Consider the following 25,463-nt stretch of genomic DNA (forward strand, 5'->3'; position numbering starts at 1 on the left):
ATCGGGCAAATCCAACCGGAGGCGACTGCCATGGAATCCGCGATTCCTTCCCATCTGCAAACGGCGCGCTCCCGTCATCGTCGTGTGCCCGACGATTACGCGCCGCCTTATCCGTCCTTCGTCGCGCGCCACAAGCCCGCCGTCGCACGCGTCATCATGGCCTATTTCGGCGTACAGGTTCGGGGCGAGCCGACCGCTGCGGTGGCCGAGGCGCTGGCATTGATCGCAACGCGCTTTGCCGGTGAGAACGGCCCGACGCATTGGGACCGCGCGCAATATGTCGACCAGGCCGGCTTCACCAACGTCGTCTCGGTCGCCTATTGGGACGACGCCGGGCGTTTCGATGCCTGGTTCGAGGCCGCGCGCGAGGCCTGGACCGGCAGTGGCGCAACAAATGGCGTCGGCCGCTTCATCGAGGTGCTGCGGCCGCATGTCGAACGCTACGAGACGCTGTTCTCGTCGCTCGGCCGTCCGGAGGGCGTCGCGGTCCTTGCAGACGGCATGAGCGGGGAGGTGCAGGAGCACGCCTATTGGGGCGGCATGCGCGACCGCATCCCGCTGTCACAGACCGACGCGATGACGCCGGGCGGTGAGCCGCGCGTGATCCGCGACGGCGCGCGCATCCGGGTAATCGCGCATGACAACCTCTGCCTGATCCGCTCCGGTCAGGACTGGAGCGACACCGAGGCGTCGGAGCGCAAGATGTATCTCGACGATGTCGAGCCGGTGCTGCGCGAGGGCATGGATTTCCTGCGCGATGACGGCGTGCCGATCGGCTGCTACGCCAACCGCTACATGCGCGTCGTCGACGCGGAGGGACGACTGACGGAAAAGTCCTACGGCCAGAGCTGGTGGAAGAGCCTCGCGGCGCTGGAGCGCTGGGCGGAATCGCATCCGACCCATGTCCGGATATTCGGCGCGGCGATGAAGTATCTGTCGACGTTGGGACCAGCCGCAAAGCTCAGGCTGTATCACGAGGTCACCGTCGCCGCGGCCGACGAGCAGTTCTTCGAATATCTCGGCTGTCACGAACAGACAGGGATGCTGAACGCGGTGCAACTAGCGGCGGCGCCATCCGCCTGACGCGGGGCGCCTGGTCCGAGCAGGGGCCGCATCGAAGCTGCATTCAAAATATCGAAAACAACCCCATGCAAAGGAGCCGGCGGAAGCAGCAACTTGACACGTCGGGCAAATCAGCGATACTCTTCTATTATTCAGAAATCGTGTAGACGCCCTCAGCATGCTCAGTGTCATCACCCGCGCATGCGGGTGATTCAGTATTCCAGAGACGTCTGTGCTTGAGCCGAGAGGCTGCGGCGTACTGGATCGCCCGGTCGAGCCGGGCGATGACAGCGGAGGACGAGGACATAGCCTCACACCCTCTCGGGATGAGGTGATTGCCCAGCTTGCTCGGTGTCATCACCCGCGCATGCGGGTGATCCAGTATTCCAGAGACGTCTGTGCTTGAGCCGAGAGGCCGCGGCGTACTGGATCGCCCGGTGAGCCGGGCGATGACGGGCGGGGGCCTCGCACACCATCGTCGTCCTGGCGAAAGCCAGGACCCATAACCACCGTACTTGATGATGGACGGGATCGCGCGCCCAGCATCGCGCAACAATTCTCATTTGGGGTAATGGGTCCTGGCTTTCGCCAGGACGACGATGAAGATGGCCCTCGTTCAACCTGTCAAACAGCTCGTTCAGTGTCATCACCCGCGCATGCGCATGCGGGTGATGAGTACTCCAGAGGCCGCAGCGTTGGGCCGAAGGGCTGCGGCCATAGACCGTTCTAGCCAAAGTTCTACGGCCGCAGCCGGCCGCCGCGTTCCGTGATGGCCTGCGCCAGCTCTGTGGCTGGGCCGCGTCTGGTCCGTCGCGCGGTGCGGACCACGAATTCGACGCTGCCGAGCGGTGGCAATCCTGACGCCGGCAGCGCTTCCAGTCCGTCCGGGATCAAGCCCTGTGCCTGCGGGGTGATGCCGAGACCGGCGAGAGCTGCGGCGCGCAGGCCGCTCAGGCTGCCGCTGGAGCAGACGATCCGCCAGGGCCGTCCGAACCGCTCCATCGCCTCCAGCACCACGCTGCGGCTGACGCTTGGCGGCGCGTAGAGGATCAGGGGCAAAGGCTGCTCGGGATCGAGCCGCATGCCCGGCGCGGCGGTCCATACCAAGCGGTCCTGCCACACCAGCTGTCCCAGCGCGTCGCCGGGCCGGCGCTTGCCGAGCACGAGATCAAGCTCGCCGGCGTCGAGCTGCTGGTACAGCACGGCGCTGAGGCCGATCGTCAGCTCGAGATCGACCTGTGGATGGCGGCGGACGAAGTCGCGCAGCAGATCGGGCAGGCGCGAACTGGCAAAATCCTCCGCGGCGCCGAACCGGACCTTTCCGCGCACCTGCGACCCCGCGAAGTAATCGCGGGCACGGGCATTGGCCTCCAGGATCGGGCGCGCAAAACCGGTCATCGCCTCGCCGTCGGCGGTGAGCACCACCGAATGGGTGTCGCGCACGAACAGGCGGCGCCCGGCGGCGGCCTCGAGCTTGCGGATGTGCTGGCTCACGGTCGACTGCTTCAGGCCAAGGCGGCGGCCGGCCTCGGTGAAGTTCTGGGTCTGCACCACGGTGAGGAAGGTTTCGAGCTGGGTCGGGTCGAGCATGGCGGCGATCCGTCATTACGCAATGTCATGACAGTAACATCGGTAAGCGCGGTTCACAATCGGCATGGAGAGAGCCATTTTCCGGTCAAGGAAAGGAAGCCACCATGACCATCAGCCGCCTGCGATCATTTGTACCCGTCGACCCCTACATCGCCGCCATCGTCGGCATGGTCGGCCTCGCCACCTTGCTGCCGCTGCACGGGCAGGGCACCGTGATCGGCGGCTACGCCACCGACGCTGCGATCGCCCTGCTGTTCTTCCTCCACGGCGCCCGTCTCTCGACCACGGAGGCGCTGGTCGGCGCCCGGCACTGGAAGCTACACCTCGTGATCTTCCTGTCGACCTTTGCCCTGTTCCCGATGCTCGGCCTCGCGGCGCATGCGCTGGCGCCGCATCTGCTGACGCCGGCGCTGTGGGCGGGCGTGATCCTGGTCTGCATCCTGCCGTCGACCGTGCAGTCCTCGGTCGCCTTCACCTCGATCGCGCACGGCAACGTGTCGGCGGCGCTGTGCTCGGCGACCGCCTCCAACCTGCTCGGCATCGTCGCGACGCCGTTGCTGGCCGGCTTCCTTCTGTCCAGCCATGGCGGGTTCTCCGGCAATGCCGCGCTCGACATCGTCGTGCAGCTGCTGCTGCCGTTCGTTGTGGGGCAATTGTCGCGACCGCTGATCGGCCGCTGGGTCGAGCGGCACCATGCGATGCTCGGCCTGGTCGATCGCGGCTCGATCCTCCTGATCGTCTACACCGCGTTCAGCGACGGCGTCAGCCATGGCATCTGGCACCAGGTCAACGCAAGCCAAATGGCCATCGTGCTCGGCCTCGATGCAGCGCTGCTCGCGATCGTGCTGCTGATCACCAATTTCGGCAGCAAGCTGCTCGGCTTCTCGCGCGCCGACCGCATCGCCATCATGTTCTGCGGCTCGAAGAAGAGTCTGGCGAGCGGGTTGCCGATGGCGAGCGTGCTGCTGGCCGGGCAATCGGTCGGCCTGATCGTGCTGCCGCTGATGCTGTTTCACCAGATCCAGCTGATGACTTGCGCCGCGCTGGCGCGCCGGTATGCGGGCGGCGAGGAGGGGGCGTCACGTGATGCCGCCCCGGTGCACGCGTAGGCATTTCGCCTCCGCTGTCGTCCCCCGGCTTGACCGGGGGACCCAGTACGCCGCGGCTTCTCCGTGACCAACTGGCGTCTCTGGAATACTGGATCGCCCGGTCGAGCCGGGCGATGACACCTAGAGTTGGGTGAGTGATCGGGCCAAACGCAAAGCCTTACGCCACGCGAAGACCCTTCGCAATTTCCTTCTGCGCGTCGAACTCGCGGCGCAGGCGGGCGAGCTCCTCGGCGCTCAGTGCGTCGGCGTTGCTGTAGTCGCGCTTCCAGGAGGCGTCCTCGCTCCAGCGCAGCGGCGATTGCACGGTGGTCTGCGGACCGGGCGCAGTTTCCAGCACGCGCAGCGCGAGCTCCAGCGTAAAGGCCTGCGAGGTCACGTCATGCGGCTTGCCGGCGGAGTTGCCGAGCGGGAAATCCGAGACCAGGAAGCGCGGCACCGCGGCGTGCTCGACGATGTCCTTGGCGCAGCCCATCAGCACGGTCGGGATGCCGTTGGCTTCGAGGTGCCGCGCGACGAGGCTGACGGTCTGGTGGCAGACCGGGCAGTTCGGCACCAGCACCGCGGCGTCGACCTTGTCGTCGCGGCAGCGCTTGAGGATTTCGGGCGCATCGGTCTCGATGGTGACGCGGTGGCTGCGGTTGGTCGGGGCGCCGAAGAAGCGCGGGGCGACCTCGCCGATCTTGCCCGCCGCGGCGAGACGCTTGAGTTGCGCCAGCGGGAACCAGGTGCCGCTGTCGGTCGCGGTGGTGTGGGTACGGTCATAGGCGATGTGCGAAATCCGCAAATCGTGTGGCTGCGACGTGTCGCCGTCATAGACGGAATAGAACTTTGCTCCGCCATTGTATTTCGCTCCGGGACCCTGGTCGCCCCTGGCCGGATCGAACGGCGCCGCCGTCGTGATGATCGCGACGCGGGACTGGCTCAGCGGCTTCTTCAGCGGCTGGAACGGCGCGGAGGTGTAATGCGCCCAGCGGTAGGGGGTGGTGTAGCCGATCGCCGCGTAATAATCGCGGGTCCGCTTCATATAGCCGATCGGGGCGTCGTCGTCGGGGGCAAAGCCGAGTTGGTCATCCGAAGCTGCTGCCATTTTGCGCTCCCTTTTGTGCGCCATCATTTCAGTCCATAGCTAGACCACGAGCCTGCGGTGTCAAGCCGCGCCGCGCGGGAACAGATTTGCGATGCGAACAGGTCTTTGCGCCGCATGGGTCATGCTTCTGGTGCTGGTGTCGCCGGCCGGTGCGGAGGACGCGCCTGCCGCACCTCCGCCGACGTCGCCAAGCCCCGAGCAGCCCGCAACGCCGCCCGGCGACAAGCCCGCCAAGAAACCCGCGGCCGCGCCGGCGGAGCAGCCTGCGCCGCCGCCGGGAGAGCAGGCCACACCATCAGCCGGGAAACCTGCCGCACCTCCGGCGGACACGCCCACGCCACCTGCCGAGAAGCCCGCGGCGGCAACTGACAAGCCCGCGGATGACGCGCGCGAGAGCGACACCCGCGAGGCGATGTGCCTGATGATCGAATCGGCGGCGCGGGCGAACGACCTGCCGCTCGAATTCTTCGCGCGCGTGATCTGGCAGGAGAGCCGTTTCCAGGCCGACGCGGTCGGTCCCATCACCCGGAGCGGCCAGCGCGCGCAGGGCATCGCGCAGTTCATGCCGGGCACGGCCAACGAGCGCGGGCTTCTTGATCCCTTCAATCCCGTCCAGGCGCTGCCGAAGTCGGCCGAATTCCTCAGCGAGCTGCGCAACCAGTTCGGCAATCTCGGCCTCGCGGCCGCCGCCTACAATGCCGGCCCGCGCCGGATCCAGGACTGGCTCGCCGGCTCCGGCTACATGCCGCAGGAGACGCGCAACTACGTCTCCGCGATCACCGGCTCCAGCGTCGACGACTGGGTCGCCGCCGGCCGCAACGGCAAGATGCCGCAGCGTGCGCCGACCGCGAGTTGCCGCGAGCTGATGGCATTGTTGAAGCGCGCGCCCAACCCGTTCGTGGCCGGGCTCGAGCAGCACATCACGCTGTCGGCGGCCAAGCTATGGGGCGTGCAGCTCGCCGCCGGCTTCAGCCGCGACAGGGCGCTTGCGATGTATGCCCGTGCCATCAAGCGGCTGTCGAGCGTGATCGGCGATCAGGATCCGAGCCTGCTCGGCTCGCGGCTGCGCAGCCGCGGCAGCGCGATGTTCTACCAGGTGCGTATCGGTGCCGACACGCGCCCCGAGGCCGACGGCCTGTGCAACCGCATCCGCAAAGCGGGCGGGGCGTGCTTCGTGCTGAAGAACAGGGCGTGATTGCGTAGCTGCGTAGCCCGGATGAAGCGCAGCGAAATCCGGGGCCGCTCCTGCAACGCGTGAGAGCTGTCCCGGATTGCGCTGCGCTCCATCCGGGCTACTGCATACCAGCGCTGTGTCGTCGCTTGGTTGACCCTGCGTCGCGCGCGCCGTAAGCCGCCGACATTGCAAAACCATCCGGCTTCCCGTGGCGCTTCCTCCGCTCGATTCTCCGCAATGGCAGACCTCGTTCCGCGCCTTCCTGTGGGGCGCGCGGTCGATCGGGGCGACCGTGCTGACGCTGGTGCTGTTTGCGACCTATCTCGGCATCGGCGCGCTGGCGCATGATTCCGGCTTCTCGCTGGGCTGGACGCTGGCGAGCACTGCGTTCGTCTGGGCGGGCCCGGCGCAGATCATCGTGATCACGACGCTCGGCTCCGGCGCCACCGTGCTGCAATCGGCGATCGCGGTCACCGTCAGCGCGATCAGGCTGTTTCCGATGGTGGTGTCGGTGCTGCCGATGATGCGCACGGAGGACACCAAGCGCCGGCATCTGATCCTGGTGGCGCACCTCACGGCGGTGACGCTGTGGGTCGAGTGCTTCCGCTTCCTGCCGCAGGTGCCGCGCAACCGGCGGATCGCCTTCATCCATGGGCTCGGCTGCGGGCTGGTCTCGGTCTGCCTGATCGCTAACACGATCGGCTACACGCTCGCGGCCAACCTCACGCCGCTATTAGCCGCCGGCATGCTGATGCTGACGCCGCTGGCCTTCCTGTTCTCCACCGCGCGCAACTGCCGCGAGCTCGCCGACGTCATCGCACTGGTGCTTGGGCTCTTGCTGTTCCCGCTGGCGGCGATGCTGAACAGCGGCGTCGACATCCTGGTCAGCGGCGTCGTCGCCGGAACCATCGCCTATGGCGTGCACCGGGCGAGGGCAGGCATCGTGAAGGCGCGCGCATGAGCAGCTTCATCGGCGACTGGCACGCGCTCGCGATCCTGTTCGTGGCGGGCGTCATCCCCAACCAGATCTGGCGCATGCTCGGCCTGTGGTTCGGCGGCGGCATCGACGAGAATTCCGAGCTCTTGGTCTGGGTGAGGGCAGTCGCCACCGCGATCCTCGCCGGTATCATTGCGCAGATCGTGGTGCAGCCGCCGGGCGCGCTCGCCAGCGTGCCGGACTGGCTGCGTTACGGCGCCGTCGCCGCGGGCTTCCTGGCGTTCATGCTGGCGAGGAAGTCGATCTTCGCCGGCGTGATCGTGGGCGAAATCGTCATGCTGTCAGGCAAATACTGGCTCGGCTGATTGCGGCCATCGCATTATCCGTTACTCTCGTTCTCCAAGAAATAACGGGGGAACGTCATGCAGCGGCGCGCATCATCGGCCTTCATTGTTGCTTTGGCTGCCATGCTGGCGGCGGCGTTGCCGGCGCGCGCCGCGGACTATCCGTCACGTCCGATCAAGCTCGTGGTGCCCTACGCCGCTGGTGGACCGACCGACGTGCTCGGCCGCATCGTCGGCGAATATCTCGGGCGCGATCTCAAGCAGGTGGTCGTGGTCGAGAACAAGGCCGGCGCGCAGGGCGCGATCGGCGCCGAGGCGGTCGCGCGCTCCGATCCCGACGGCTACACGCTGTTCGTGACGGCGGCCTCGATCTTCGTGCTCAATCCGCTGCTCTATAAGAAGCTGCCGTACGATCCCGCCAGGGATTTCCGCCTGCTGTCCGTGATCACGGATGCGCCGATGATCATGGAGGTGAATCCGTCGGTCCCGGCCAAGACGATCGCGGAGTTCGTCGCCTACGCCAAGAAGAATCCCGGCAAGCTCAATTTCGGATCGGCCGGCACCGGCGGCACCGTTCACCTCGCCGGCGAGATGTTCAAGCAGATGGCCGGCGTCGAGATGACCCACGTGCCGTACAAGGGCGCCGGACCCGCGCTGCAGGATTTGCTGTCAGGCAACATCCAGCTGATGTTCGACACGCTCGGCACCGCGCTGCCGCCGGTCAAGTCAGGCATGCTGCGCGCGCTGGCCGTCACCTCGACCGAGCGAATCCCCGACTTGCCCGATCTGCCGACGATTGCCGAGAGCGGCTACCCCGATTATGCGGTCAGCGTCTGGTATGGTATTGCGGCGCCGTCGAAGGTGCCTGACGAGATTGCCGACAAGATCAAGGCGAGCCTCGACCGGGCCTTGAACGACGAGGCGTTTCGCGCTTCGCTGGTCAGGATCGGCTTTCCGCCGCTGCGCGTAAAGAGCCAGGCCGAGATCGACAGATTTGTGGACACCGATCGCGCGCGGTGGGCGGGCGTGGTCAAGGCGCTGAACATATCGTTGGACTGACACATGGTACGTGAAATGGAATTGCGCCAGGGCGAGGTCGCCGTCGACATGCCGACGGCGCGCGACGCCGGGCTCGTCTTCATCGGCCGCATCCGCACGCCCTGGACCTCGCGGCTGGCGACGCCGCGGCAGGGGCGGCATGACGGCCCGGTGTGCCGGCTCGAGATCTTCGAGCCCTGGGTCGCCGCGATCAAGGGCGTCGATTTCTACTCGAACCTCGAGGTCCTCTACTGGCTACACCAGTCGCGTCGCGACATCGTGCTGCAAAGCCCGAAGAACAACGGCAACACCCGCGGCACCTTCTCGCTGCGCTCGCCGGTGCGCCCCAATCCGATCGGGACCTCGATCGTCAAGCTGGTCGGTGTCGAGGGCAACGTCATCCTGGTGCGCGGCCTCGACTGCCTCGACGAGACGCCGCTGATCGACGTCAAGCCCGACCGCTGCGAGTTCACCCCGCTCGCCCCGCCGCAGGCGGGGGATTTCGAGACGGAGTAGGATTCGTAGCCCGGATGAAGCGAAGCGAAATCCGGGACGGTCTTACAATGCTGTAAGGACTCCCGGATTGCGCTGCGCTTCATCCGGGCTACGCAGCATCGCGCGTGTCGCGCGGCCTATCTCAACGCCGCAATCAGTTTCGCCGCATTCGCCTCCAGCACCTTGCCGTCTTCCTTGTGGCTGGCGGGCGGCAACAGCGCGACGCCATCCTTGCGCGGCATCACATGCATGTGCAGATGGAACACGACCTGGCCGCCGGCGGGCTCGTTGAATTGCTGCACGGTGATGCCGTCGGCCTCGAACGCCTTCATCGCCGCGGCCGCGATCTTGTGGGCGGCGCGTGCGACATGGGCGTAGTCGTCCGCCTTGATGTCGAGGATGTTGCGGGCCGGGGCCTTCGGAATGACGAGTGTATGCCCGGGCGAGCGCGGCATGATGTCGAGGAAGGCGAGCACGTGCTCGTTCTCGTAGACCTTGTAGGACGGAAATTCGCCGCGCAGGATTTTTGCGAAGGGGTTGTTGTTGTCATAGGCGGCGGGCATGGCGGCGGCTCCTTCGGATTTTAGAACGCTAATGTCTTAGTCGCGGTCCAAACGTCAAGCGTCGTCGTCGGCCGTCTTGCGGAACGGACCGGCCTCGGTCAGCTCGCGACCGACCTCGGCGACATAGTCGCGCTCGCGCTTGAGGTAATCGGCGATCGCCCGGCGCAATCCGGGATCGGCGATGAAATGCGCCGAATAAGTCGTCTGCGGCAGGTAGCCGCGCGCCAGCTTGTGCTCGCCCTGCGCGCCGGCCTCGACCACCTTGAGCCCGCGCTGAACCGCGAAATCGATCGCCTGGTAGTAGCAGACCTCGAAATGCAGGAACGGGTGGTGCTCGATCGCGCCCCAGTTGCGGCCGAACAGCGTATCCGAGCCGATGAAGTTGATCGCACCTGCGATCCAGCGCCCGTTGCGCTTGGCCATGACCAGCAGCACGTCCCGGCTCATGCTCTCGCCGATCAGCGAGAAGAACTCTCGGGTCAGATACGGCCGGCCCCATTTGCGCGAGCCGGTCTCCATGTAGAACTCGAAGAACGCGTCCCAGGCGTCCTCGGTGATATCGGAGCCGGTCAGCCAGTGGATGGTGATCCCGGCGGTAATCGCCTCACGGCGTTCGCGCTTGATGCCCTTGCGGTGGCGCGAGTTCAGCGATCCCAGGAAATCGTCGAAGGTTTTGTAGCCCTCATTGTGCCAGTGGAACTGCTGGTCGGTCCGTTGCAGGAAACCGTGTGCGCCCAGGAATTTTGCCTCGTCCTCGCGGGCAAAGGTGACGTGTACGGAGGAGGCCTCGGTGGCGTTGCAGAGCGCGCGCAAGCCCCGCGCCAGCGCCGAGCCGATCGCCTCGCGGTCGACACCGTCGCGGATCAACAGCCGCGGCCCGGTCGCGGGCGTGAACGGGACGGAGACCTGCAGCTTCGGATAATAGCTGCCGCCGGCGCGGTGATAGGCCTCGGCCCAGCCGCGGTCGAACACGTATTCGCCCTGCGAGTGCGATTTCAGGTAACACGGCACGACGCCGACGATCCGGCCATCGAGCTTTGCAATCAGATGCCGGGGGCCCCAGCCGGTCCGTGGGCAGGCCGAATTGGAGGCCTCGGCGGCGGCGAAAAAGGCATGGGAAACGAAGGGGTTATAGCTCGAACTTGCGGTCGTCTGGCAATCGCCTGCGACCGCGGGCGAGGCCAGGGTGTCGAGGTTGTGGATGCTGTCCGCATCCGCCTTCGGATTGGCGCAGGCGTCCCATTCGGCGGCCGGAATGCCGCCGATGTCCGCTACAGCCTCTAGGGTGATTTCAGACGACGCCATCGAGAGTGAAGACCGGTGCCTCTTTTGAGCATGATCTTTCCGGAACAGCTGGCTCCACTTCCGGATCATGCTCCGCATTCCGCCATCGCCGATGACGACCAACGCTTTGACCAACCCTTGCCAAGATCGTGCGTCGCAGCGACGAGTTCAAGACTGCCGGCGACATGTCAGGTTCCCGGCACGAACCCCTCGAAAATCATCTGGTCGGCGTAGCGGGCCGCGCGCTCGCGCTGTTCCGCCGTCCGCACGGTCCACGCCAGCAGTGGGCAGCCGAACACGTTGCGGGCGATCCAGGGCGCCGGCGCCGGCAGCTGGTTGACCCAGAAGGCGACGAAATGCGGCTCGGTCTTGAAGCCGTGACGCAGATACAGCATGCCGTCGCGCTGGGCCGGCGTCAGCTTGGTCCAGGAACTGTCGTCATAGCTGCGCTGGGCGGTGATGCCGCGCGGCAGGCTCGGCATGGTCTCGCGCAGCGCCAGCACCTGGTCGGGATCGAACGACATGCCGACCACAGGGCCGGAATAGGGCGACAGCACCTCGGCCATCCGCCGAACCAGCTTGCGGTCGCCGTCGAAATGGCTCTTCACCTCGACCACCAGCGGGACGCGGCCGGCGACCAGCGTGCAGAGATCGCCGAGCGTCATCATCTGCTCGGAGGTGCCTTTGAACTTCACCGCCTTCAGCTCGGCTGCGGTCTTGGTCGACAGCAGGCCGGAGCCTTCGGTGAGGCGGCCGAGCGCATCGTCGTGATGCACCATCGCCTCGCCGTCGGCGGTGAGCTGGATATCGCACTCGATCGCGAAGTTGCCCGCGACCGCGGCACTGGCCGCGGCCGGCATGTTCTCGATAACGCCGCGTGCGGCATCGTGCAGGCCGCGATGGGCGACCGGCCGTTTGGTCAGCCAATCAGGGGCGCGCATCGATCAGGAGACTTCGAACACGCCTTCGACCTCGACCGCGGCGTCCGCCGGCAGCGACGCGACGCCGACGGTGGTGCGGGCATGGCGGCCCTTGTCGCCGAACGCCGCGACCATCAGGTCGGAGGCGCCGTTCAGCACCTTCGGTCCGTCGAAGAAGTCCGGCGCCGAGTTGATGAAGCCGCCGAGCCGCACCACGCGCACGACCTTGTCGAGATCGCCAAGCGCGGCCTTGACCTGGGCCAAGAGGTTGATCGCGCAGCCCTGCGCCGCGGCGACGCCTTGCTCGAGCGTGACGCCGGCACCGAGCTTGCCCTTGGCGATCAGCTTGCCTTCGGCGTTGAAACAGACCTGGCCCGAGACGAACAACAGGTTTCCGCTGCGGACGAAGGGGACATAGTTCGCGACCGGGGAGGTCGGCTGTGGAAGTGTGATGCCCTGTGACGCCAGTTTCTGTTCGACGGTACCCGCCATTTTTGTTCCCCAATTGGAATTGCACGAAGCCTGAAACGCGGTCAGGGCCAAGTTTGTTTCGTTTGTTTCGCGCATCGTGTCGCAGGTTGCAAGCGACGGTAAGGTGAGGGCCCGCGGCGGTGACGTGTGGAATCGCACGGAAAGCTGCCAAGAATGACGGCAAACTCGCTCCTTACATTGCTATTTTGTCAGACTTGCCCCAGTTGCGGCGCAATACCACCGTCACTATTGTGGCGAATCCCTGCCTCCTCGAGGAAAAACCATGACCTTGCCGTTTCGGAATCCGTCGCGTGCCCTGGTGCTCACGATCGCCGTTGCCGCAGGAGCCGGTCTGGTTCATGGGGCAGCCGCTGCGGCCGGCGGGCCGTTTCTGGCGCATCAGGCGCTGTACGATCTCAGCCTCGTGAAATCGCGCGGCTCCAATTCGGTCAGCGATGCGCGCGGGCGCATCCTCTACAATTTCTCCGGCAGCTCCTGCGAAGGCTACACCTCCGAATTCCGCCAGGTGTCCGAACTCGACAGCGGCGAGGGCAAGGTGACGCTGTCCGATCTGCGCTCCACGTCCTGGGAGGACGCCTCTGGCAAGAGCTACCGCTTCAAGATCGATACGCGGATGAACGACAGCGACTCGTCGCCGGTCGACGGTATCGCCGAGCGTGTGGGCGATCATATCACCGTGAAGCTGACCCAGCCGGTGAAGAAGACGTTCAATCTCGACGGCAAGATCGTGTTCCCGACCGAGCAGATCCAGCACATCATCGCCGCCGCCCGCGACGGCAAATCGGTGCTCGAACAGACCGTCTATGACGGCTCCGACAATGGCGAGAAGGTCTACAACACGCTGACTGTGATCGGCCGGCCGATCGCGGGCGACCGCGCGCCGTCATCGCCCGATCCGTCGACCGCGAGCGATGCGATGAAGACCATGACGCGCTGGCCGGTGACGGTGAGCTATTACGACAGCGACGCGCGGGCCAAGGATGGCGAGCAGACGCCGGTCTACGCGATGTCGTTCGAGCTCTACGAGAACGGCGTCTCCCGCGCGCTGGTCCTGGATTACAACGATTTCGTGATCTCGGGCGCGCTGGACAAGTTCGACGTCAGGGATTCCAAGCCCTGCAAGTGACGGCTGGCGATCGCCACCCACTCGGTGTCGTCCCGGCGAAGGCCGGGACCCATAGCCACCGAAGGTCGTTATTGCGCGACGCTGGGGCCACAGCTTCCTTCAACAACTCAACCCTGTGGTAATGGGTCCCGGCCTTCGCCGGGACGACGGCGGAGACCGCACTGGCCGGAACCATCAGACACGAGTACGCTTCCCAAAACACGCGTGTCAGGGAGGCACATCATGAGCAAATCAGACCATCTTCGCCCCAGCGGCCTGCATCACAATCCGGCTTACTCCCACGTCGTGGTCGCGTCAGGGGCGCGCACGATCTACATTTCCGGACAGGTTTCCACCGACGAGGAGGGACGGGTGGTCGGCGCCGGCGATCTTGCCGCTCAGACGACGCAGGTGATGCAGAACCTCGGCATGGCGTTGAAAGCCGCCGGCGCGAGCTATTCCAATATCGTCAAGATCACGACCTTCGTCGTCGGCTACAAACCGGAGCTTCGCCCGATCATCGGCAAGGCACGCTCGGCATTCTTCGAGGGCATGGAGCCGCCGGCCTCGACCCTCGTCGGCGTCACCGCGCTCGCGGCGCCGGAATGGCTGATCGAGATCGAGGCGGTCGCGGTCGCGGATTGATACGGGGCGTCATGCGCGGGCTTGACCCGCGCATCCATCGCTCTTCGAAGAATCTTTCTGGATGGATGGCCGGGTCAAGCCCGGCCATGACGATCGATTACTCCTCCGCCGGCTTTCCCGGCCCCTCATAGGCAATGCCCCTGATCACGGCGGCGTTGCCGAACTTCTTGCGCAGATTGTCGATCGCGCGTTCGGCGTGCGCCGAGCGGCGGTCGAGCATGTCGGAATCGTTGGCCTGCGCGCCCGGGCGCAGCGCGCTGACGCCGGCGCCCATCAGGCGGAAGGCGGTGCCGTCGATCTCCTTCACCAGCATCTCGCGCGTCACCGCAAAGATCTTTGCGGCCAATTGGGTCGGCGTCTGGATCGATTGCGAGCGTGTGCGCTGGCGGAAATCAGCGGTCTTCAGCTTCAGCGTGATGGTGCAGCCCGAGAGGTCGCTGCTCTTCAGCCGCGCCGAGGTCTTCTCCGACAGCTTCCAGAGCAGTTTTTCCAGGATTGCGAAATCGCGGATATCGGTCTCGAAGGTGGTCTCGCTCGAGATCGTCTTGGCGCCGCGATCGGGCACCACGCTGCGGTCGTCGATGCCGCGCGCCAGCCGCCACAGCCTGCGGCCTTCGCTCGCGAACTGCTTCATCAGCTCGTTCTCGTCGGCGCGCTGCAGGTCGGCAATGACGCGGAAGCCGCGCTGCACGAGCTTCTCTTGCGTTGCAGGGCCAACGCCGTAGATGAAGCCGACCGGCTTGCCGGCCAGCATCTCGCGCGCCTCGTCCTGGTCGAGCGCGGCGAAGCCCCTCGGCTTGTCGAGGTCGGAGGCGATCTTGGCGAGGAACTTGTTGCAGGACAGCCCGACCGACACCGTGATGCCGATCTCGCGCTCGACGTCGCGGGCGAACTTGGCGAGCACCTTGGCCGGGATCATGCCGTGGACGCGCTGCGTGCCGGAGAGATCGAGGAAGGCCTCGTCGATCGACAGCGGCTCGACCAGCGGCGTCAGCGCCTGCATGGCCTGGCGCACCTCGCGCCCGACCCGGACATATTTCGCCATGTCCGGCGGGATCACGGTCGCGTCAGGGCAGAGTTCCAGCGCCTTGAACATCGGCATCGCCGAGCGGACGCCGTAGGTGCGGGCGATGTAGCAGGCCGCCGACACCACGCCGCGCTTGCCGCCGCCGATGATGACGGGGCGGTCGGCGATGTCAGGATTGTCGCGCTTCTCGACGGTGGCATAGAACGCGTCGCAGTCGATATGCGCCAGCGCCAGCGCGGGCAGGGTGCGATGGCGGACCAGCCGCGGCGAGCCGCAATGGCTGCATCGCTTCACCTTGATATCGAGATCGCCGAGGCAGTCTCGGCAGAAACTGAGGGGGCTGTCGGAAGCTGGCGCTGCCGTCGTCACGGCACGTCGCGCTCCCACTTCGGGTCGCCCAGCACCTGGTGGGCGGCAGCGACGTTGGTCGGGTGCAGTTCGGAGGCCGCGGCGAACGCCTTCACGGTGGCATCGTCGCGCATCACGAAATCGAGCACGCTCGCAAGAAATTGAGGATTGGACGCAGCGTTCCGCAGCGTCTCCGGACCGATTCCGGTTTCGGCCAGGAACAAGCCCAGCCGCTCGGGATCGCCGGCAATGAAGCCTAGCGCCTGAATCGCAACGATTTCAGCGACTTCCCGGGGGTTGTGAACAGGCTTTTTCAACGCGCCGGTTTGCCTTTCCGTTAACTTATGGTCTCTAATGAGAAACCCATCATGCCCGAGTCTTCCGCGTGTGTTCAAGCAACGGAAACCACGCTGCGGAAGTTGGACTACGGGTTAACGGGTTAGAGCGATTCTGGCGCTAGTTTGAATTCACATTTTCGACGCGCTCCGCGCGCGGTGCGTGAGGTGCCGCAGCCGGGCCTGTTTCCTAAGTCTGGGAGGGACGGGATGGCCAAAACCGTCCTGATCGTGGAGGACAACGAGCTCAATATGAAGCTCTTTCGCGATCTGTTGGAAGCGCATGGCTATCAGACTTCGGGCACCAGCAATGGCTTCGAAGCGCTTGATCTCGTCCGCAAGCTGCGCCCCGATCTCATCCTGATGGATATTCAATTGCCCCAGGTCTCCGGCCTGGAGGTCACGCGCTGGATCAAGGACGATCCTGACCTGCGCACGATTCCGGTGGTCGCGGTCACCGCCTTCGCCATGAAGGGCGATGAAGAGCGCATCCGCGAGGGCGGCTGCGAAGCCTATTTGTCCAAGCCGATCTCGGTCGGGAAATTTATTGAGACTGTCCGACGCTTTATCGGATAGGGGAGTTGTGGTGCCATGTCCGCGCGTATCCTCGTCGTCGATGACGTTCCGGCGAACGTCAAGCTGTTGGAAGCCCGGCTGTCAGCCGAATATTTCGATGTGCTGACCGCTTCCAACGGGACCGAGGCGCTGGAGATCTGCGCGCGCGCCGAATGCGACATCATCCTGCTCGACGTCATGATGCCCGATATGGACGGCTTCGAGGTCTGCCGCCGCTTGAAGTCGAATCCGGCGACCCATTTCATCCCCGTCGTCATCGTCACCGCGCTCGACAGTCCGTCTGATCGCGTGCGCGGCCTTGAAGCCGGTGCCGATGACTTCCTGACCAAGCCGGTGTCCGACGTCGTGCTGATCGCGCGCGTGCGCTCGCTGACGCGGCTGAAGATGATGACCGATGAGCTGCGCATGCGCGCCATCACCTCGCTCGAGATCGGCATGCAGGCGCCCGAGCGTAGCGCGATCGCCGACCGGGGCACCGGCGGCCGCATCCTGCTGGTCGACGACCGGCCGTCGTCCTACGAGAAGCTGGCGCCAATCCTTTCCGCCGAGCACACCGTCGACGTCGAAACCAATCCGGCGGAAGCCTTGTTCCACGCCGCCGAGGGCAATTACGACCTCCTGATCGTGTCGCTCAGCCTCGACAATTTCGATGGCCTGCGGCTGTGCAGCCAGGCCCGCTCGCTGGAGCGTACGCGGCAGGTGCCGATCCTTGCAGTCTCGGACGCCGACAACAACGCGCGGCTGATGCGCGGGCTCGAGATCGGCGTCAACGACTATCTGCTGCGTCCGGTCGACAAGAACGAGCTGCTGGCGCGTGCGCGCACCCAGATCCGCCGCCGCCGCTACACCGATCATCTGCGCGACAACGTGCAGAACTCGATCGAGATGGCGATCACGGATGCGCTGACCGGCCTCAATAACCGGCGCTACATGGAGAGCCATCTCGCGACCTTGGCGGAGCAGGCTTCGATCCGCGGCAAGCCGCTGGCGCTGATGATCCTCGACATCGACTACTTCAAGGCGATCAACGACACCTACGGCCATGACGCCGGCGACGACGTGCTGCGCGAATTCGCCGTCCGCATCCGCAAGTCGATCCGCGGCATCGATCTGGCGTGCCGCTATGGCGGCGAGGAGTTCGTGATCGTGATGCCGGAGACGGACTTGCATGTCGCCGGCATGGTCGCCGAGCGGCTGCGCCGCTCGATCGCGGGCGAGCCGTTTGCCGTCGACAAGGGTGGCAAGCGGATCACGGTCACGATTTCGATCGGGCTGACCACGCTGGAGCGCAAGGGCGAGCAGGTCACCGACGTGCTCAAGCGCGCCGACACCGCGCTCTATCGCGCCAAGCACGATGGCCGCAACCGCGTGGTTTCCGCCGCGGCGTAGTCAGTCTGTAGCCCGGATGGAGCAAAGCGCAATCCGGGACGCTTGTGCATTTGGCGCGATACCCGGATTTCGCTGCGCTCCATCCGGGCTACGAAGCATCCTTAACGCCCGCGCTTCACCGCGTCATAGGCCATCCGCTTGAACTCGAACGAGAACGGATGGACGAACGCCATCTGGCGCTGTGCCATCATGACGCCGGCCATTCCCGTCTTCGGCGAAATCCACCACTGCGTGCCCGCGACGCCGCCCCAGTAGAACTCACCGGCTGCGTCGGGATGATCGATCGGCGAGGGGGTGAGGATCAGGCCACCGGCAAGTCCGTGCGCCTTGCCGGGTTGCTCGCCCATCATCGCAAAGCGGATCCACTGTCCTTCGGGCAACTGGTTGGACATCATCATCGCGATGGTGTCCGGCTTCAGCAGCGTCGGTCCACCGGGCAGCAGGCTCCGGATCAGCGCGACCATGTCGGGCAGCGTCGACACCAGCCCACCGCCGCCATTGAGCCTGGCGACCGGGCGCAGATAGGCGCCGGGGAAGGGCGCATTGTCGGTGCGGGTGAGACCGGGTTTCATCGGCTCCATCAGATCTGCGCCGGCGTAGTAGGCCACGAGCCGGCCGTGATCCCTTTCCGGAACGACGAAGCCGGTATCGACCATGCCGAGGGGGTCGAGGATGCGCGCCTTGATGAACTTGTCGAAGGTCTGGCCACTGACGACCTCCACCAGGCGTGCCACCACGTCGATCGCGAGCGAGTATTCCCACGACGTGCCCGGCTGATAGATCAGCGGCAAATCGGCCAACACGTCGACCATTTCAGCCAGGGTCGTATTGGGATTGTGCACGCCGCGCTCGTTGAGCGCCTTGAAAATGACGGTGCCGGGATCGAAGAAACCGTAGCTCAAGCCGGCGCTGTGGCTCAGCAATTGGCGGATGGTGATCGAACTCTTCGCGGGCTCGGTTTGATCGATCGACGTCGCGCCTTTCAGCAGGACCTTGCGGTTACGGAGCTGCGGGATGAATTTCTCGATCGGATCGTCGAGCTGGAAACGGCCATCCTCGAACAGCAACAGCGCCGCGCAGGAAGTGATCAGCTTGGTATTGGAGAAGACCCGGAAGATGTGGTCGGTGCGCAGCGGGGTCTGCGCTTCCTTATCGGCCCATCCGACGCAGCCCGTGTCGGCGATGTCGCGCCCGACCAGAACCGACCAGGAGATTCCGGACAGCAGATTGTTGTCGATATAGCGCTGCATGGCGGCGCGCGTCGGCGCGAAATCGTAGCCGGTGGCCGTCACCTTCAGATCTTCCATGGTTGTTCCTCAGTTGTGCCGCAGGTTGTCGCGCGGTCGTCAATCTCGCCGGACGGAATATCCAATCTGGAATGCCGTCGCGTGCCTCACCGCTAACAACCAAACCGGACTTGGGTACGCAACCGGATTTATCCAGTGCGTTTCTTGTCCGCAGGCGCGGCGCCGCCGACTGTGACCCCCGCATTCGCCAGCAGCACGCGGGCGGCTTCCTTCGCCGCGCGCGCCATGGCCGGATCGTCGCGCACGAGGTCTTGCGCAATCGAGCCGTCGACCAGGAGCGTCAGCTGGGTCGCAAGCCCCTCGGCATCCGCGACGCCAAGCTGCCGCAGCAGATCGCGAAACCAGACCCGGCGGCTTTCCTTGAAGGCCACAGCGATATTGCGGACGGTGCGATCCTCGTCGTCCGGTCCGAGCTCGGCAACCGCGTTCACGAACGGACAGCCGCGAAAGTCCTTCGCCGAGAAGCGCCGCTCCAGCGAATCGAAGGTTGCGAGAATCTGCTCGGCCGGCGGCTTGTCCGAGGGGCGGGGCTGCACGAAGCGGCGCTTCAGATAGGCCTCGATCAGCGCGTCCTTGGACGGGAAGTGATTGTAGAGCGTGCGTTTGCTGATGCCGATCTCGGCCGCGATGGTGTCGACGCCGATGGCGCGAATGCCCTGCAGGTAGAACAGTTTGTCGGCGGTCTCGAGGATCCGCTCTTTCATGGTCTGTTTGGGAGGCGGGGAAGCCATGCGCCGGCCGTGATCCTCTTCGCTTGACAGGTCGCCCCCTGTATAGCCTAAGTACACAGGTCTGTGTAACCAAAACATGCGTGAATCGCAGTCCGTGGCACGCGTGCCGCGCCATCATGGGAGAATAAGAACAATGCCCCTGTTGCAGGTCCTGCGTCCCACGCTTCCCATTCTGATCGGTGCCTCCATCATGCTCACGCTGAGCATGGGGCTGCGGCAGAGCCTCGGCATCTTCATGCAGCCGCTGACGCATGACATCGGTATCTCGGTGTCTCATTTCACCTTGGCGCTGGCGGTGCAGAACCTCGCCTGGGGCTTCCTGCAGCCGCTGGCGGGCGCGATGACGGTGCGTTACGGCTTCCGCCCGATCATGATGGTCGGTGCGCTGGCCTATATCGCGGGCCTCGTGCTGATGACGACGGCGCACGGCCTCGTCGCCATCATGATCGGCGCCGGTGTGCTGATCGGCCTGTCGCTCGCCTGCACCGCGAATGCGATCGCCATGTCGGTCGCGGCGCGCGCGGTGTCGGAGACGGTGCGCTCGACAGTGCTTGGCATGGTCTCCGCGGCCGGCTCGCTCGGTGCGCTGCTGTCGGCGCCGATCGGCCAGATGCTCAATGAAGGGTTCGGTTGGCGCGTCGGGCTTGCCGGATTCGTCATCCTGTCGATCGGGATGATTCCAGCCGCGTTGTACGCCGGCCGCGTCGACAAGATCCCGCTGCCGAAGCCCTCGGCCGATGATATCGGCAACGCCACAGCGGCGACCGCGGCGAAGACCGCGTTCGGCAACGCGTCCTTCGTGGTGATGACCTGCGCCTACATGGTCTGCGGCATGCAACTCGTCTTCCTCACCACGCATCTGCCGTCGTATCTGGCGATCTGCGGGCTCGATCCGATGCTGAGCGCGCAGACGCTCGGCATGATCGGCGGCTTCAACGTGCTGGGCTCGCTGTTCTTCGGCTGGGCCGGCCAGCGCTGGAACAAGCTCGCGCTGCTCGGCGGCATCTACATCCTGCGCTCGCTGGCGCTCGCCTGGTACTTCATGCTGCCGGCGACGCCGGGCTCGACATTGCTGTTCGGCGCCATCATGGGCTTCCTCTGGATGGGCGTCGGTCCGCTGGTCGCGGGTGCGGTGGCCGAGATGTTCGGGCTGCGCTGGCAGGCGATGATCCAGGGCCTTGCCTTCATGAGCCACCAGGTCGGCAGCTTCCTCGGCGCCTACGGAGGCGGGCTGATCTACGACTCGCTCGGCTCTTACACCATGGCCTGGCGGATCGGCGTCGCGCTCGGTCTTGCCGGTGGCATCATCCAGGTCGCCTTCGCGCTGATCCGGCCGGCGCAACCGCCGCTGCTCAAGGCCGCCTAGCTTCCGATCCCGGCCAGACGGCGACTGCCCCGCCCGAAGGCAGTCGTCGGATGCTGCCTATTTTTTCATCGATCGCCTGCTACGAGAACGTGCAATGGAGCGCGACGCCGTTCTATACGCGGATTAAAGTCACAGCGTCTTCAAGCTGTTACGCCGCACGCGTCGGTGGCACGAATCTTGATTGAATTTGGCTAGAAATCGTGCCGGAAGCCGCCGCTGCGGTTCCGGCCTGGGGACCCATGGGAAGGGCTGGCCGCGATGAGGCTAGTCGCCGTCATTCTCCAGCCATCCGCGCACCACGGCCTCCGCCGCGCCGCCGAGCAGGAAGCCCTTGTGCCTTATGTCCGGCCTGATGCCGCGACGACTTCGCTGCTTCGCGCCGTCAGCAACGCGGCACTTCGAGATATCCCGACAACTGAGCGCGCAGATGGCCCTTCGGCGCTTACGCGCGGAGCGCGCTGCACCCATTCCGAACACCAGCATTTCTTGTGAAGGGAGGACGATGATGGAGTCTGGGACATATACGCGCCAGAAGCTCGTGAGAATCCTGGTTGCCTTGCTGGGAGTGGCCGTTCTTTGCCTGCTGTTCAGCGACCTCGCGCTGGCTGAGGAGGCGGCGGCGCCGCCGGCCTGCGGCGGCAAGATTCTCGAGAAGTGCACACCGAATTCCGGCGATACCGCCTGGATGCTCACGTCCGTCGCGCTCGTCCTGATGATGACGATCCCGGGGCTCGGCCTGTTCTATGGCGGCATGGTGCGCAAGAAGAATGTCGGCGACACGGTGATGACCAGCTTCGCCGTCACCTGCCTGGTCACGATCCTGTTTGCCGTCCTAACCTACAGCCTGGCGTTTCGTGCCGGCACGCCGTTTATCGGCGGTCTGGATCGCATGTTCCTCAAGGACATCCTGAGCGACATCGGCAAGGGTGGCATCGGCAATCCCAATCCGCTTGCCGCGACCATCCCTGAGTCGGTTTACATCTGCTTCCAGATGACGTTCGCCATCATCACGCCGGCGCTGATTGCCGGCGCGTTTGCCGAGCGAATGAAGTTCTCGGCGATGCTCTGGTTCATCGGGCTGTGGGCGATCTTCGTCTATGCGCCGATCGCGCATTGGGTCTGGGGGCCTGACGGGATCTTCTCGGCGGGCAACGATGCCGCCTATGTCAAGGTTCTCGATTTCGCCGGCGGCACCGTGGTGCACATCAATGCCGGCGTGGCGGGGCTGATGTGCGCCATCATGCTCGGCAAGCGCGTCGAGACGGGGCCGGCGCACAATATGGTGCTGACCTTCATCGGCGCCTCGCTGCTGTGGGTCGGCTGGTTCGGCTTCAACGCCGGCTCCGCCGTCACGGCCGGAATGCAGGCGGGCATGGCCATGCTGGTGACCCAGATAGCGACAGCAGTGGCGGCCTTCACCTGGATGCTGGTGGAATGGGCGCTGAAGGGCAAGCCGACCGTCGTCGGCATCTGCTCGGGTGCCGTTGCGGGCCTCGTCGCGATCACGCCGGCCTCCGGTTTCGTCGGGCCGGTCGGTGCGTTCGCCATCGGCATCGCCGCCGGCGTCTGCTGCTACTGGGGATGCACCGGCTTGAAGCGCTTGTTCAGCTACGATGACGCGCTGGACTGCTTCGGCGTCCATGCCCTCGGCGGCATCGTCGGGGCGCTGCTGACCGGGGTGTTCGCTGTCGAGCAGTATGGTGGTACGGCCGGCGTTCTGGAGGGAAATCCCGGGCAGTTCCTCAATCAATGCATCGGCGTCGCGACGGTTTTCGTGTATGATGCGGTGGTGAGCCTGATCATCCTGTTCGTGATCAATCTCTTCGTCGGGCTTCGCGTGACGCGAGATATCGAGCGCGAAGGGTTGGATCTGGCACTGCACGGCGAGGTCGTGCAGTAGACTTGGCGGCGTTCCGCTCAGCCGGCGTTCTTCGCCGGCTGACGCGGATCAAAGCTGTTCGAGGTGATCCGATGAACTGGTTCTATTGGAACACAGCGTGGTCGCTGTTCTTCAGCCTCATTTGGTTCATGACCATCACGCACAATCCGGATGCAGAGATCGCGGACGCGCATCTGCGTGATGAAGCGTTCAAGGGCTAGCTCCGGTAGTAGCGCCACATCCTGAGGAACGTCCGGTGGATCTCGTCGGGCGTCCGGTCGAATGGCTCGAGACTGACGCGGACCACGCCACGATGGTCCATGCGCCACGGCATGCGCATCAGCAGCCGATAGGCCGGCCGCTTGCGCCAATCGGCCACCAGCGCGCTGCCGAGCGGCCCGTTGAGCGCGATCTGCAACTCGTGAACGGTCATCGCGCGCTCGGCGATTTCGACGAGGTCGATGCGCGTGATGGCGCGCCAGCGAATCAGCCCAAAGGCCTGGATGAAGATGCCGTACTGGTTGGCACCGATGGTCGGACGACCGGCCTCCAGCAGAGGGATGTTGTAGTAGGTGAAGCCGCCCGCCGCCGCCGCCGGCGCCAGCCAATAGATCTCGCCCGTGATCCAGCTCGCGGTCAGGAAGATCGCGGCCAGGGCGGCCGTGACATAGACCGGAAAGTAGATGTCCTCGCGGCCGTAGGCGACCGAGTAGCCGCCTGCGTTTCCCTCGTCCAAGCTTGCGATCATCTGAACCCTGCACCCGGGACTGGTCCGGGAATCATGCGGGATGACGCAAGCCTACAAAGCAAAAACGGGGCCGCGAGGGCCCCGTTTGAAACATCAGAAGCAGGCGATCTTACTTGATCTTGGCTTCCTTGAACTCGACGTGCTTGCGCGCGACCGGGTCGTACTTCTTCTTGACCAGCTTGTCGGTCATGGTGCGCGAATTCTTCTTGGCGACGTAATAGAAGCCGGTATCGGCCGTCGACACGAGCTTGACCTTGATGGTGACCGCTTTGGCCATGTGCAAAACCTCGAAACTGCAGGGATATCGGGAGCCGGCCAAATCGGCCCGCGTTTGGCCGGGAAACTAGCCAGAAACCGTCCAAAGTCAAGGATTTCCGAGCCAAAACCATCCCGAATCCGGGCCGATTACCCCCCGAAGAACTGATTTTTGGGCCGCGGCAGGCCCAAATTCTCGCGCAGGGTCCGCCCTTCGTACTCGGTGCGGTAAATCCCGCGCTTTTGCAGTTCCGGCACCACCTTGTCGACGAACTCGAACAGGCCCTGCGGCAGATAGGGGAACATGATGTTGAAACCGTCGCTGCCGCGGCCGGTCAGCCATTCCTCCATCTGGTCGGCGATGGTCTGCGGCGTGCCGACGAAGGCGAGCCCGCCATAGCCGCCGACGCGCTGCGCGAGCTGGCGCACGGTGAGCTTATCGCGCGCGGCGACCTCGACGAGGCGCTGGCGGCCGCTCTTGCTGGCGTTGGTTTCCGGGATCGGCGGCAATTGCCCGTCGGGATCGAAGGCGGACGCATCGGTGCCGAGGATCACCGAGAGCGAGGCGATCGCGCTGTCGTAATGCACGCGGCTGTCGAGCAGCGCGCGCTTCTCCCTGGCTTCATCGACGCTGTCGCCGACCACGACGAAGGCGCCGGGCAGGATCTTCAGGTGCTCGGGATCGCGGCCGATTTTCTCCATGCGGCCCTTGATGTCGGCATAGAGCTTCTGTCCATCCGCAAGGCTGCCGCCGCCGGTGAACACGGCCTCCGCCGTCTCGGCCGCAAGCTGCCTGCCGTCGTCGGACGCGCCGGCCTGCACGATCACCGGCCAGCCCTGCACGGGGCGGGCGATGTTCAGCGGGCCGCGCACCGAGAGATATTTGCCCTTGTGGTTGAGCACATGCATTTTGTCGGGATCGACGAACAGCCCGGACTCGACATCGCGCACGAACGCGTCGTCGGCGAAGGAATCCCACAGTCCGGTGACGACGTCGTAGAACTCGCGGGCGCGCTTGTAGCGCTCGGCGTGCTCCATGTGGTCGTCGAGGCCGAAATTCAACGCGGCGTCCGGATTGGACGTGGTGACGATATTCCAGCCGGCGCGGCCGCCGGAGATGTGGTCGAGCGAAGCGAAGCGGCGGGCGACGTGATAGGGCTCGTCGAAGGTGGTCGAGCCGGTCGCGATCAGGCCGATATTCTCGGTGACGGCCGCGAGCGCCGACAGCAGGGTGAACGGCTCGAACGAGGTCACGGTGTGGCTGCGCTTCAACGCGTTGATCGGCATGTTCAGCACGGCCAGATGGTCGGCCATGAAGAAGGCGTCGAACTTGCCGGCCTCGAGCTTCCGGATCAGCTGCTTGATATGGTCGAAGTTGAAATTGGCGTCGGGCCAGGCCCCGGGATAGCGCCAGGCGCCGGTATGGATGCTGATCGGCCGCATGAATGCGCCGAGCTTGAGTTGACGCTTCGCCATTGCCCCGTTCCGTTCTTGATGTCGTTAGCGGAACAGATAGGGAGGCGTTTTGCGGCCCGCCATCGGGAAGATTATTTTGTTTTTGGGCACTTCCTCAACGCCGTCATTCCGGGGCGGCGCGAAGCGACGAGCCCGGAATCCATTTCTCCATTGATTCTGCGGCCCGATGGATTCCGGGCTC

General features: G+C 65.0%; 27 protein-coding genes. 14 read left to right on the forward strand and 13 right to left on the reverse strand.

The window, feature by feature from the left end:
• Positions 1-30: 30 nt before the first annotated feature.
• On the forward strand, positions 31-1,083 hold the full coding sequence (locus tag AAFG07_RS19300) for a phenylacetaldoxime dehydratase family protein (RefSeq protein WP_342728633.1): 1,053 nt from the start codon (positions 31-33) through the stop codon (positions 1,081-1,083).
• A gap of 717 nt (positions 1,084-1,800) precedes the next feature.
• Here AAFG07_RS19300 and AAFG07_RS19305 read toward each other — a convergent pair.
• Positions 1,801-2,652 carry a LysR substrate-binding domain-containing protein gene (locus AAFG07_RS19305; RefSeq protein WP_342728634.1) on the reverse strand — a complete coding sequence of 284 codons (852 nt, stop codon included), beginning with the start codon at positions 2,650-2,652 and terminating at the stop codon, positions 1,801-1,803.
• Positions 2,653-2,756: 104 nt separating this feature from the next.
• Between AAFG07_RS19305 and AAFG07_RS19310 the strand changes: the two genes are divergently transcribed.
• The gene (locus AAFG07_RS19310) at positions 2,757-3,761 is read left to right on the forward strand and encodes a bile acid:sodium symporter family protein (RefSeq protein WP_342728635.1); all 1,005 of its coding nucleotides are present in this window, start codon (positions 2,757-2,759) and stop codon (positions 3,759-3,761) included.
• Between the two features lie 157 nt (positions 3,762-3,918).
• On the opposite strand, the gene AAFG07_RS19315 is transcribed toward AAFG07_RS19310, so the two are convergent.
• Positions 3,919-4,848, reverse strand: coding sequence for a glycine/sarcosine/betaine reductase selenoprotein B family protein (locus tag AAFG07_RS19315; RefSeq protein ID WP_342728636.1), 930 nt, complete (start codon positions 4,846-4,848; stop codon positions 3,919-3,921).
• Between the two features lie 91 nt (positions 4,849-4,939).
• Here AAFG07_RS19315 and AAFG07_RS19320 point away from each other — a divergent pair, with 91 nt between their 5' ends.
• From AAFG07_RS19320 to tsaA, 5 genes are all read left to right on the forward strand, one after another.
• Positions 4,940-6,043 carry a lytic transglycosylase domain-containing protein gene (locus tag AAFG07_RS19320; protein WP_342728637.1) on the forward strand — a complete coding sequence of 368 codons (1,104 nt, stop codon included), beginning with the start codon at positions 4,940-4,942 and terminating at the stop codon, positions 6,041-6,043.
• 187 nt (positions 6,044-6,230) lie between these two features.
• Positions 6,231-6,983: an AzlC family ABC transporter permease gene (locus AAFG07_RS19325; protein ID WP_298368901.1), complete on the forward strand. Its 753-nt coding sequence runs from the start codon at positions 6,231-6,233 to the stop codon at positions 6,981-6,983.
• Positions 6,980-7,324, forward strand: a complete 345-nt coding sequence (locus AAFG07_RS19330; RefSeq protein WP_342728638.1) for an AzlD domain-containing protein — start codon at positions 6,980-6,982, stop codon at positions 7,322-7,324. Before AAFG07_RS19325 ends, AAFG07_RS19330 begins: the two co-directional genes overlap by 4 nt.
• A 57-nt stretch (positions 7,325-7,381) precedes the next feature.
• Entirely contained in the window at positions 7,382-8,362 is a 981-nt protein-coding gene (locus AAFG07_RS19335) for a tripartite tricarboxylate transporter substrate binding protein (protein ID WP_342728639.1), read from the forward strand.
• Between the two features lie 3 nt (positions 8,363-8,365).
• Entirely contained in the window at positions 8,366-8,857 is a 492-nt protein-coding gene (tsaA, locus tag AAFG07_RS19340; protein WP_074128941.1) for a tRNA (N6-threonylcarbamoyladenosine(37)-N6)-methyltransferase TrmO, read from the forward strand.
• 116 nt (positions 8,858-8,973) lie between these two features.
• Here the strand turns inward: tsaA and AAFG07_RS19345 are convergent, their stop codons facing one another.
• The 4 genes from AAFG07_RS19345 to AAFG07_RS19360 all read right to left on the reverse strand — a co-directional run bounded on the left by AAFG07_RS19345 (position 8,974) and on the right by AAFG07_RS19360 (position 12,095).
• Complete coding sequence (locus tag AAFG07_RS19345; RefSeq protein ID WP_342728640.1) at positions 8,974-9,399, reverse strand: HIT domain-containing protein; 426 nt, start codon at positions 9,397-9,399, stop codon at positions 8,974-8,976.
• Positions 9,400-9,453: 54 nt separating this feature from the next.
• Positions 9,454-10,704 carry a GNAT family N-acetyltransferase gene (locus AAFG07_RS19350; protein ID WP_342728641.1) on the reverse strand — a complete coding sequence of 417 codons (1,251 nt, stop codon included), beginning with the start codon at positions 10,702-10,704 and terminating at the stop codon, positions 9,454-9,456.
• 167 nt (positions 10,705-10,871) lie between these two features.
• Positions 10,872-11,624, reverse strand: a complete 753-nt coding sequence (locus AAFG07_RS19355; RefSeq protein WP_342728642.1) for a glycerophosphodiester phosphodiesterase — start codon at positions 11,622-11,624, stop codon at positions 10,872-10,874.
• A gap of 3 nt (positions 11,625-11,627) precedes the next feature.
• Positions 11,628-12,095: a RidA family protein gene (locus tag AAFG07_RS19360; protein WP_212318634.1), complete on the reverse strand. Its 468-nt coding sequence runs from the start codon at positions 12,093-12,095 to the stop codon at positions 11,628-11,630.
• Positions 12,096-12,357: 262 nt separating this feature from the next.
• On the opposite strand from AAFG07_RS19360, the gene AAFG07_RS19365 reads away from it, so the two are divergent.
• Both AAFG07_RS19365 and AAFG07_RS19370 read left to right on the forward strand, forming a co-directional pair.
• Positions 12,358-13,221: a cell envelope integrity EipB family protein gene (locus tag AAFG07_RS19365; protein ID WP_342728643.1), complete on the forward strand. Its 864-nt coding sequence runs from the start codon at positions 12,358-12,360 to the stop codon at positions 13,219-13,221.
• Between the two features lie 222 nt (positions 13,222-13,443).
• Positions 13,444-13,845: a RidA family protein gene (locus AAFG07_RS19370; RefSeq protein ID WP_212013274.1), complete on the forward strand. Its 402-nt coding sequence runs from the start codon at positions 13,444-13,446 to the stop codon at positions 13,843-13,845.
• Between the two features lie 97 nt (positions 13,846-13,942).
• On the opposite strand, the gene AAFG07_RS19375 is transcribed toward AAFG07_RS19370, so the two are convergent.
• The gene (locus AAFG07_RS19375; RefSeq protein WP_342728644.1) at positions 13,943-15,259 is read right to left on the reverse strand and encodes a DNA polymerase IV; all 1,317 of its coding nucleotides are present in this window, start codon (positions 15,257-15,259) and stop codon (positions 13,943-13,945) included.
• Positions 15,238-15,537: a DUF3572 domain-containing protein gene (locus AAFG07_RS19380; RefSeq protein ID WP_342729190.1), complete on the reverse strand. Its 300-nt coding sequence runs from the start codon at positions 15,535-15,537 to the stop codon at positions 15,238-15,240. Before AAFG07_RS19380 ends, AAFG07_RS19375 begins: the two co-directional genes overlap by 22 nt.
• A gap of 228 nt (positions 15,538-15,765) precedes the next feature.
• On the opposite strand from AAFG07_RS19380, the gene AAFG07_RS19385 reads away from it, so the two are divergent.
• Positions 15,766-16,131, forward strand: coding sequence for a response regulator (locus AAFG07_RS19385; protein ID WP_016845968.1), 366 nt, complete (start codon positions 15,766-15,768; stop codon positions 16,129-16,131).
• Positions 16,132-16,146: 15 nt separating this feature from the next.
• A complete protein-coding gene (locus AAFG07_RS19390; RefSeq protein WP_342728645.1) occupies positions 16,147-17,520 on the forward strand; it encodes a PleD family two-component system response regulator in 1,374 nt (457 codons plus the stop codon).
• 101 nt (positions 17,521-17,621) lie between these two features.
• Here the strand turns inward: AAFG07_RS19390 and AAFG07_RS19395 are convergent, their stop codons facing one another.
• A complete protein-coding gene (locus tag AAFG07_RS19395) occupies positions 17,622-18,827 on the reverse strand; it encodes a serine hydrolase domain-containing protein (protein WP_342728646.1) in 1,206 nt (401 codons plus the stop codon).
• 128 nt (positions 18,828-18,955) lie between these two features.
• Entirely contained in the window at positions 18,956-19,558 is a 603-nt protein-coding gene (locus tag AAFG07_RS19400; RefSeq protein WP_342728647.1) for a TetR/AcrR family transcriptional regulator, read from the reverse strand.
• 133 nt (positions 19,559-19,691) lie between these two features.
• Here AAFG07_RS19400 and AAFG07_RS19405 point away from each other — a divergent pair, with 133 nt between their 5' ends.
• From AAFG07_RS19405 to AAFG07_RS19415, 3 genes are all read left to right on the forward strand, one after another.
• Complete coding sequence (locus AAFG07_RS19405) at positions 19,692-20,924, forward strand: MFS transporter (protein ID WP_342728648.1); 1,233 nt, start codon at positions 19,692-19,694, stop codon at positions 20,922-20,924.
• A gap of 502 nt (positions 20,925-21,426) precedes the next feature.
• The gene (locus tag AAFG07_RS19410; protein WP_342728649.1) at positions 21,427-22,824 is read left to right on the forward strand and encodes an ammonium transporter; all 1,398 of its coding nucleotides are present in this window, start codon (positions 21,427-21,429) and stop codon (positions 22,822-22,824) included.
• A gap of 2 nt (positions 22,825-22,826) precedes the next feature.
• Entirely contained in the window at positions 22,827-23,024 is a 198-nt protein-coding gene (locus AAFG07_RS19415) for a hypothetical protein (RefSeq protein ID WP_342728650.1), read from the forward strand.
• Here AAFG07_RS19415 and AAFG07_RS19420 read toward each other — a convergent pair.
• From AAFG07_RS19420 to AAFG07_RS19430, 3 genes are all read right to left on the reverse strand, one after another.
• Positions 23,021-23,551, reverse strand: coding sequence for a hypothetical protein (locus AAFG07_RS19420; protein ID WP_342728651.1), 531 nt, complete (start codon positions 23,549-23,551; stop codon positions 23,021-23,023). The genes AAFG07_RS19415 and AAFG07_RS19420 overlap by 4 nt on opposite strands.
• Positions 23,552-23,660: 109 nt before the next feature.
• Positions 23,661-23,828 (reverse strand): 50S ribosomal protein L33, encoded by a 168-nt coding sequence (gene rpmG, locus AAFG07_RS19425; protein WP_018271988.1) that lies wholly within the window; start codon positions 23,826-23,828, stop codon positions 23,661-23,663.
• A 128-nt stretch (positions 23,829-23,956) separates the two neighbouring features.
• On the reverse strand, positions 23,957-25,282 hold the full coding sequence (locus AAFG07_RS19430) for an LLM class flavin-dependent oxidoreductase (RefSeq protein ID WP_342728652.1): 1,326 nt from the start codon (positions 25,280-25,282) through the stop codon (positions 23,957-23,959).
• Between the last annotated feature and the right edge of the window lie 181 nt (positions 25,283-25,463).

It is taken from the genome of Bradyrhizobium sp. B097 (genome assembly GCF_038957035.1).
Taxonomy (GTDB): domain Bacteria; phylum Pseudomonadota; class Alphaproteobacteria; order Rhizobiales; family Xanthobacteraceae; genus Bradyrhizobium.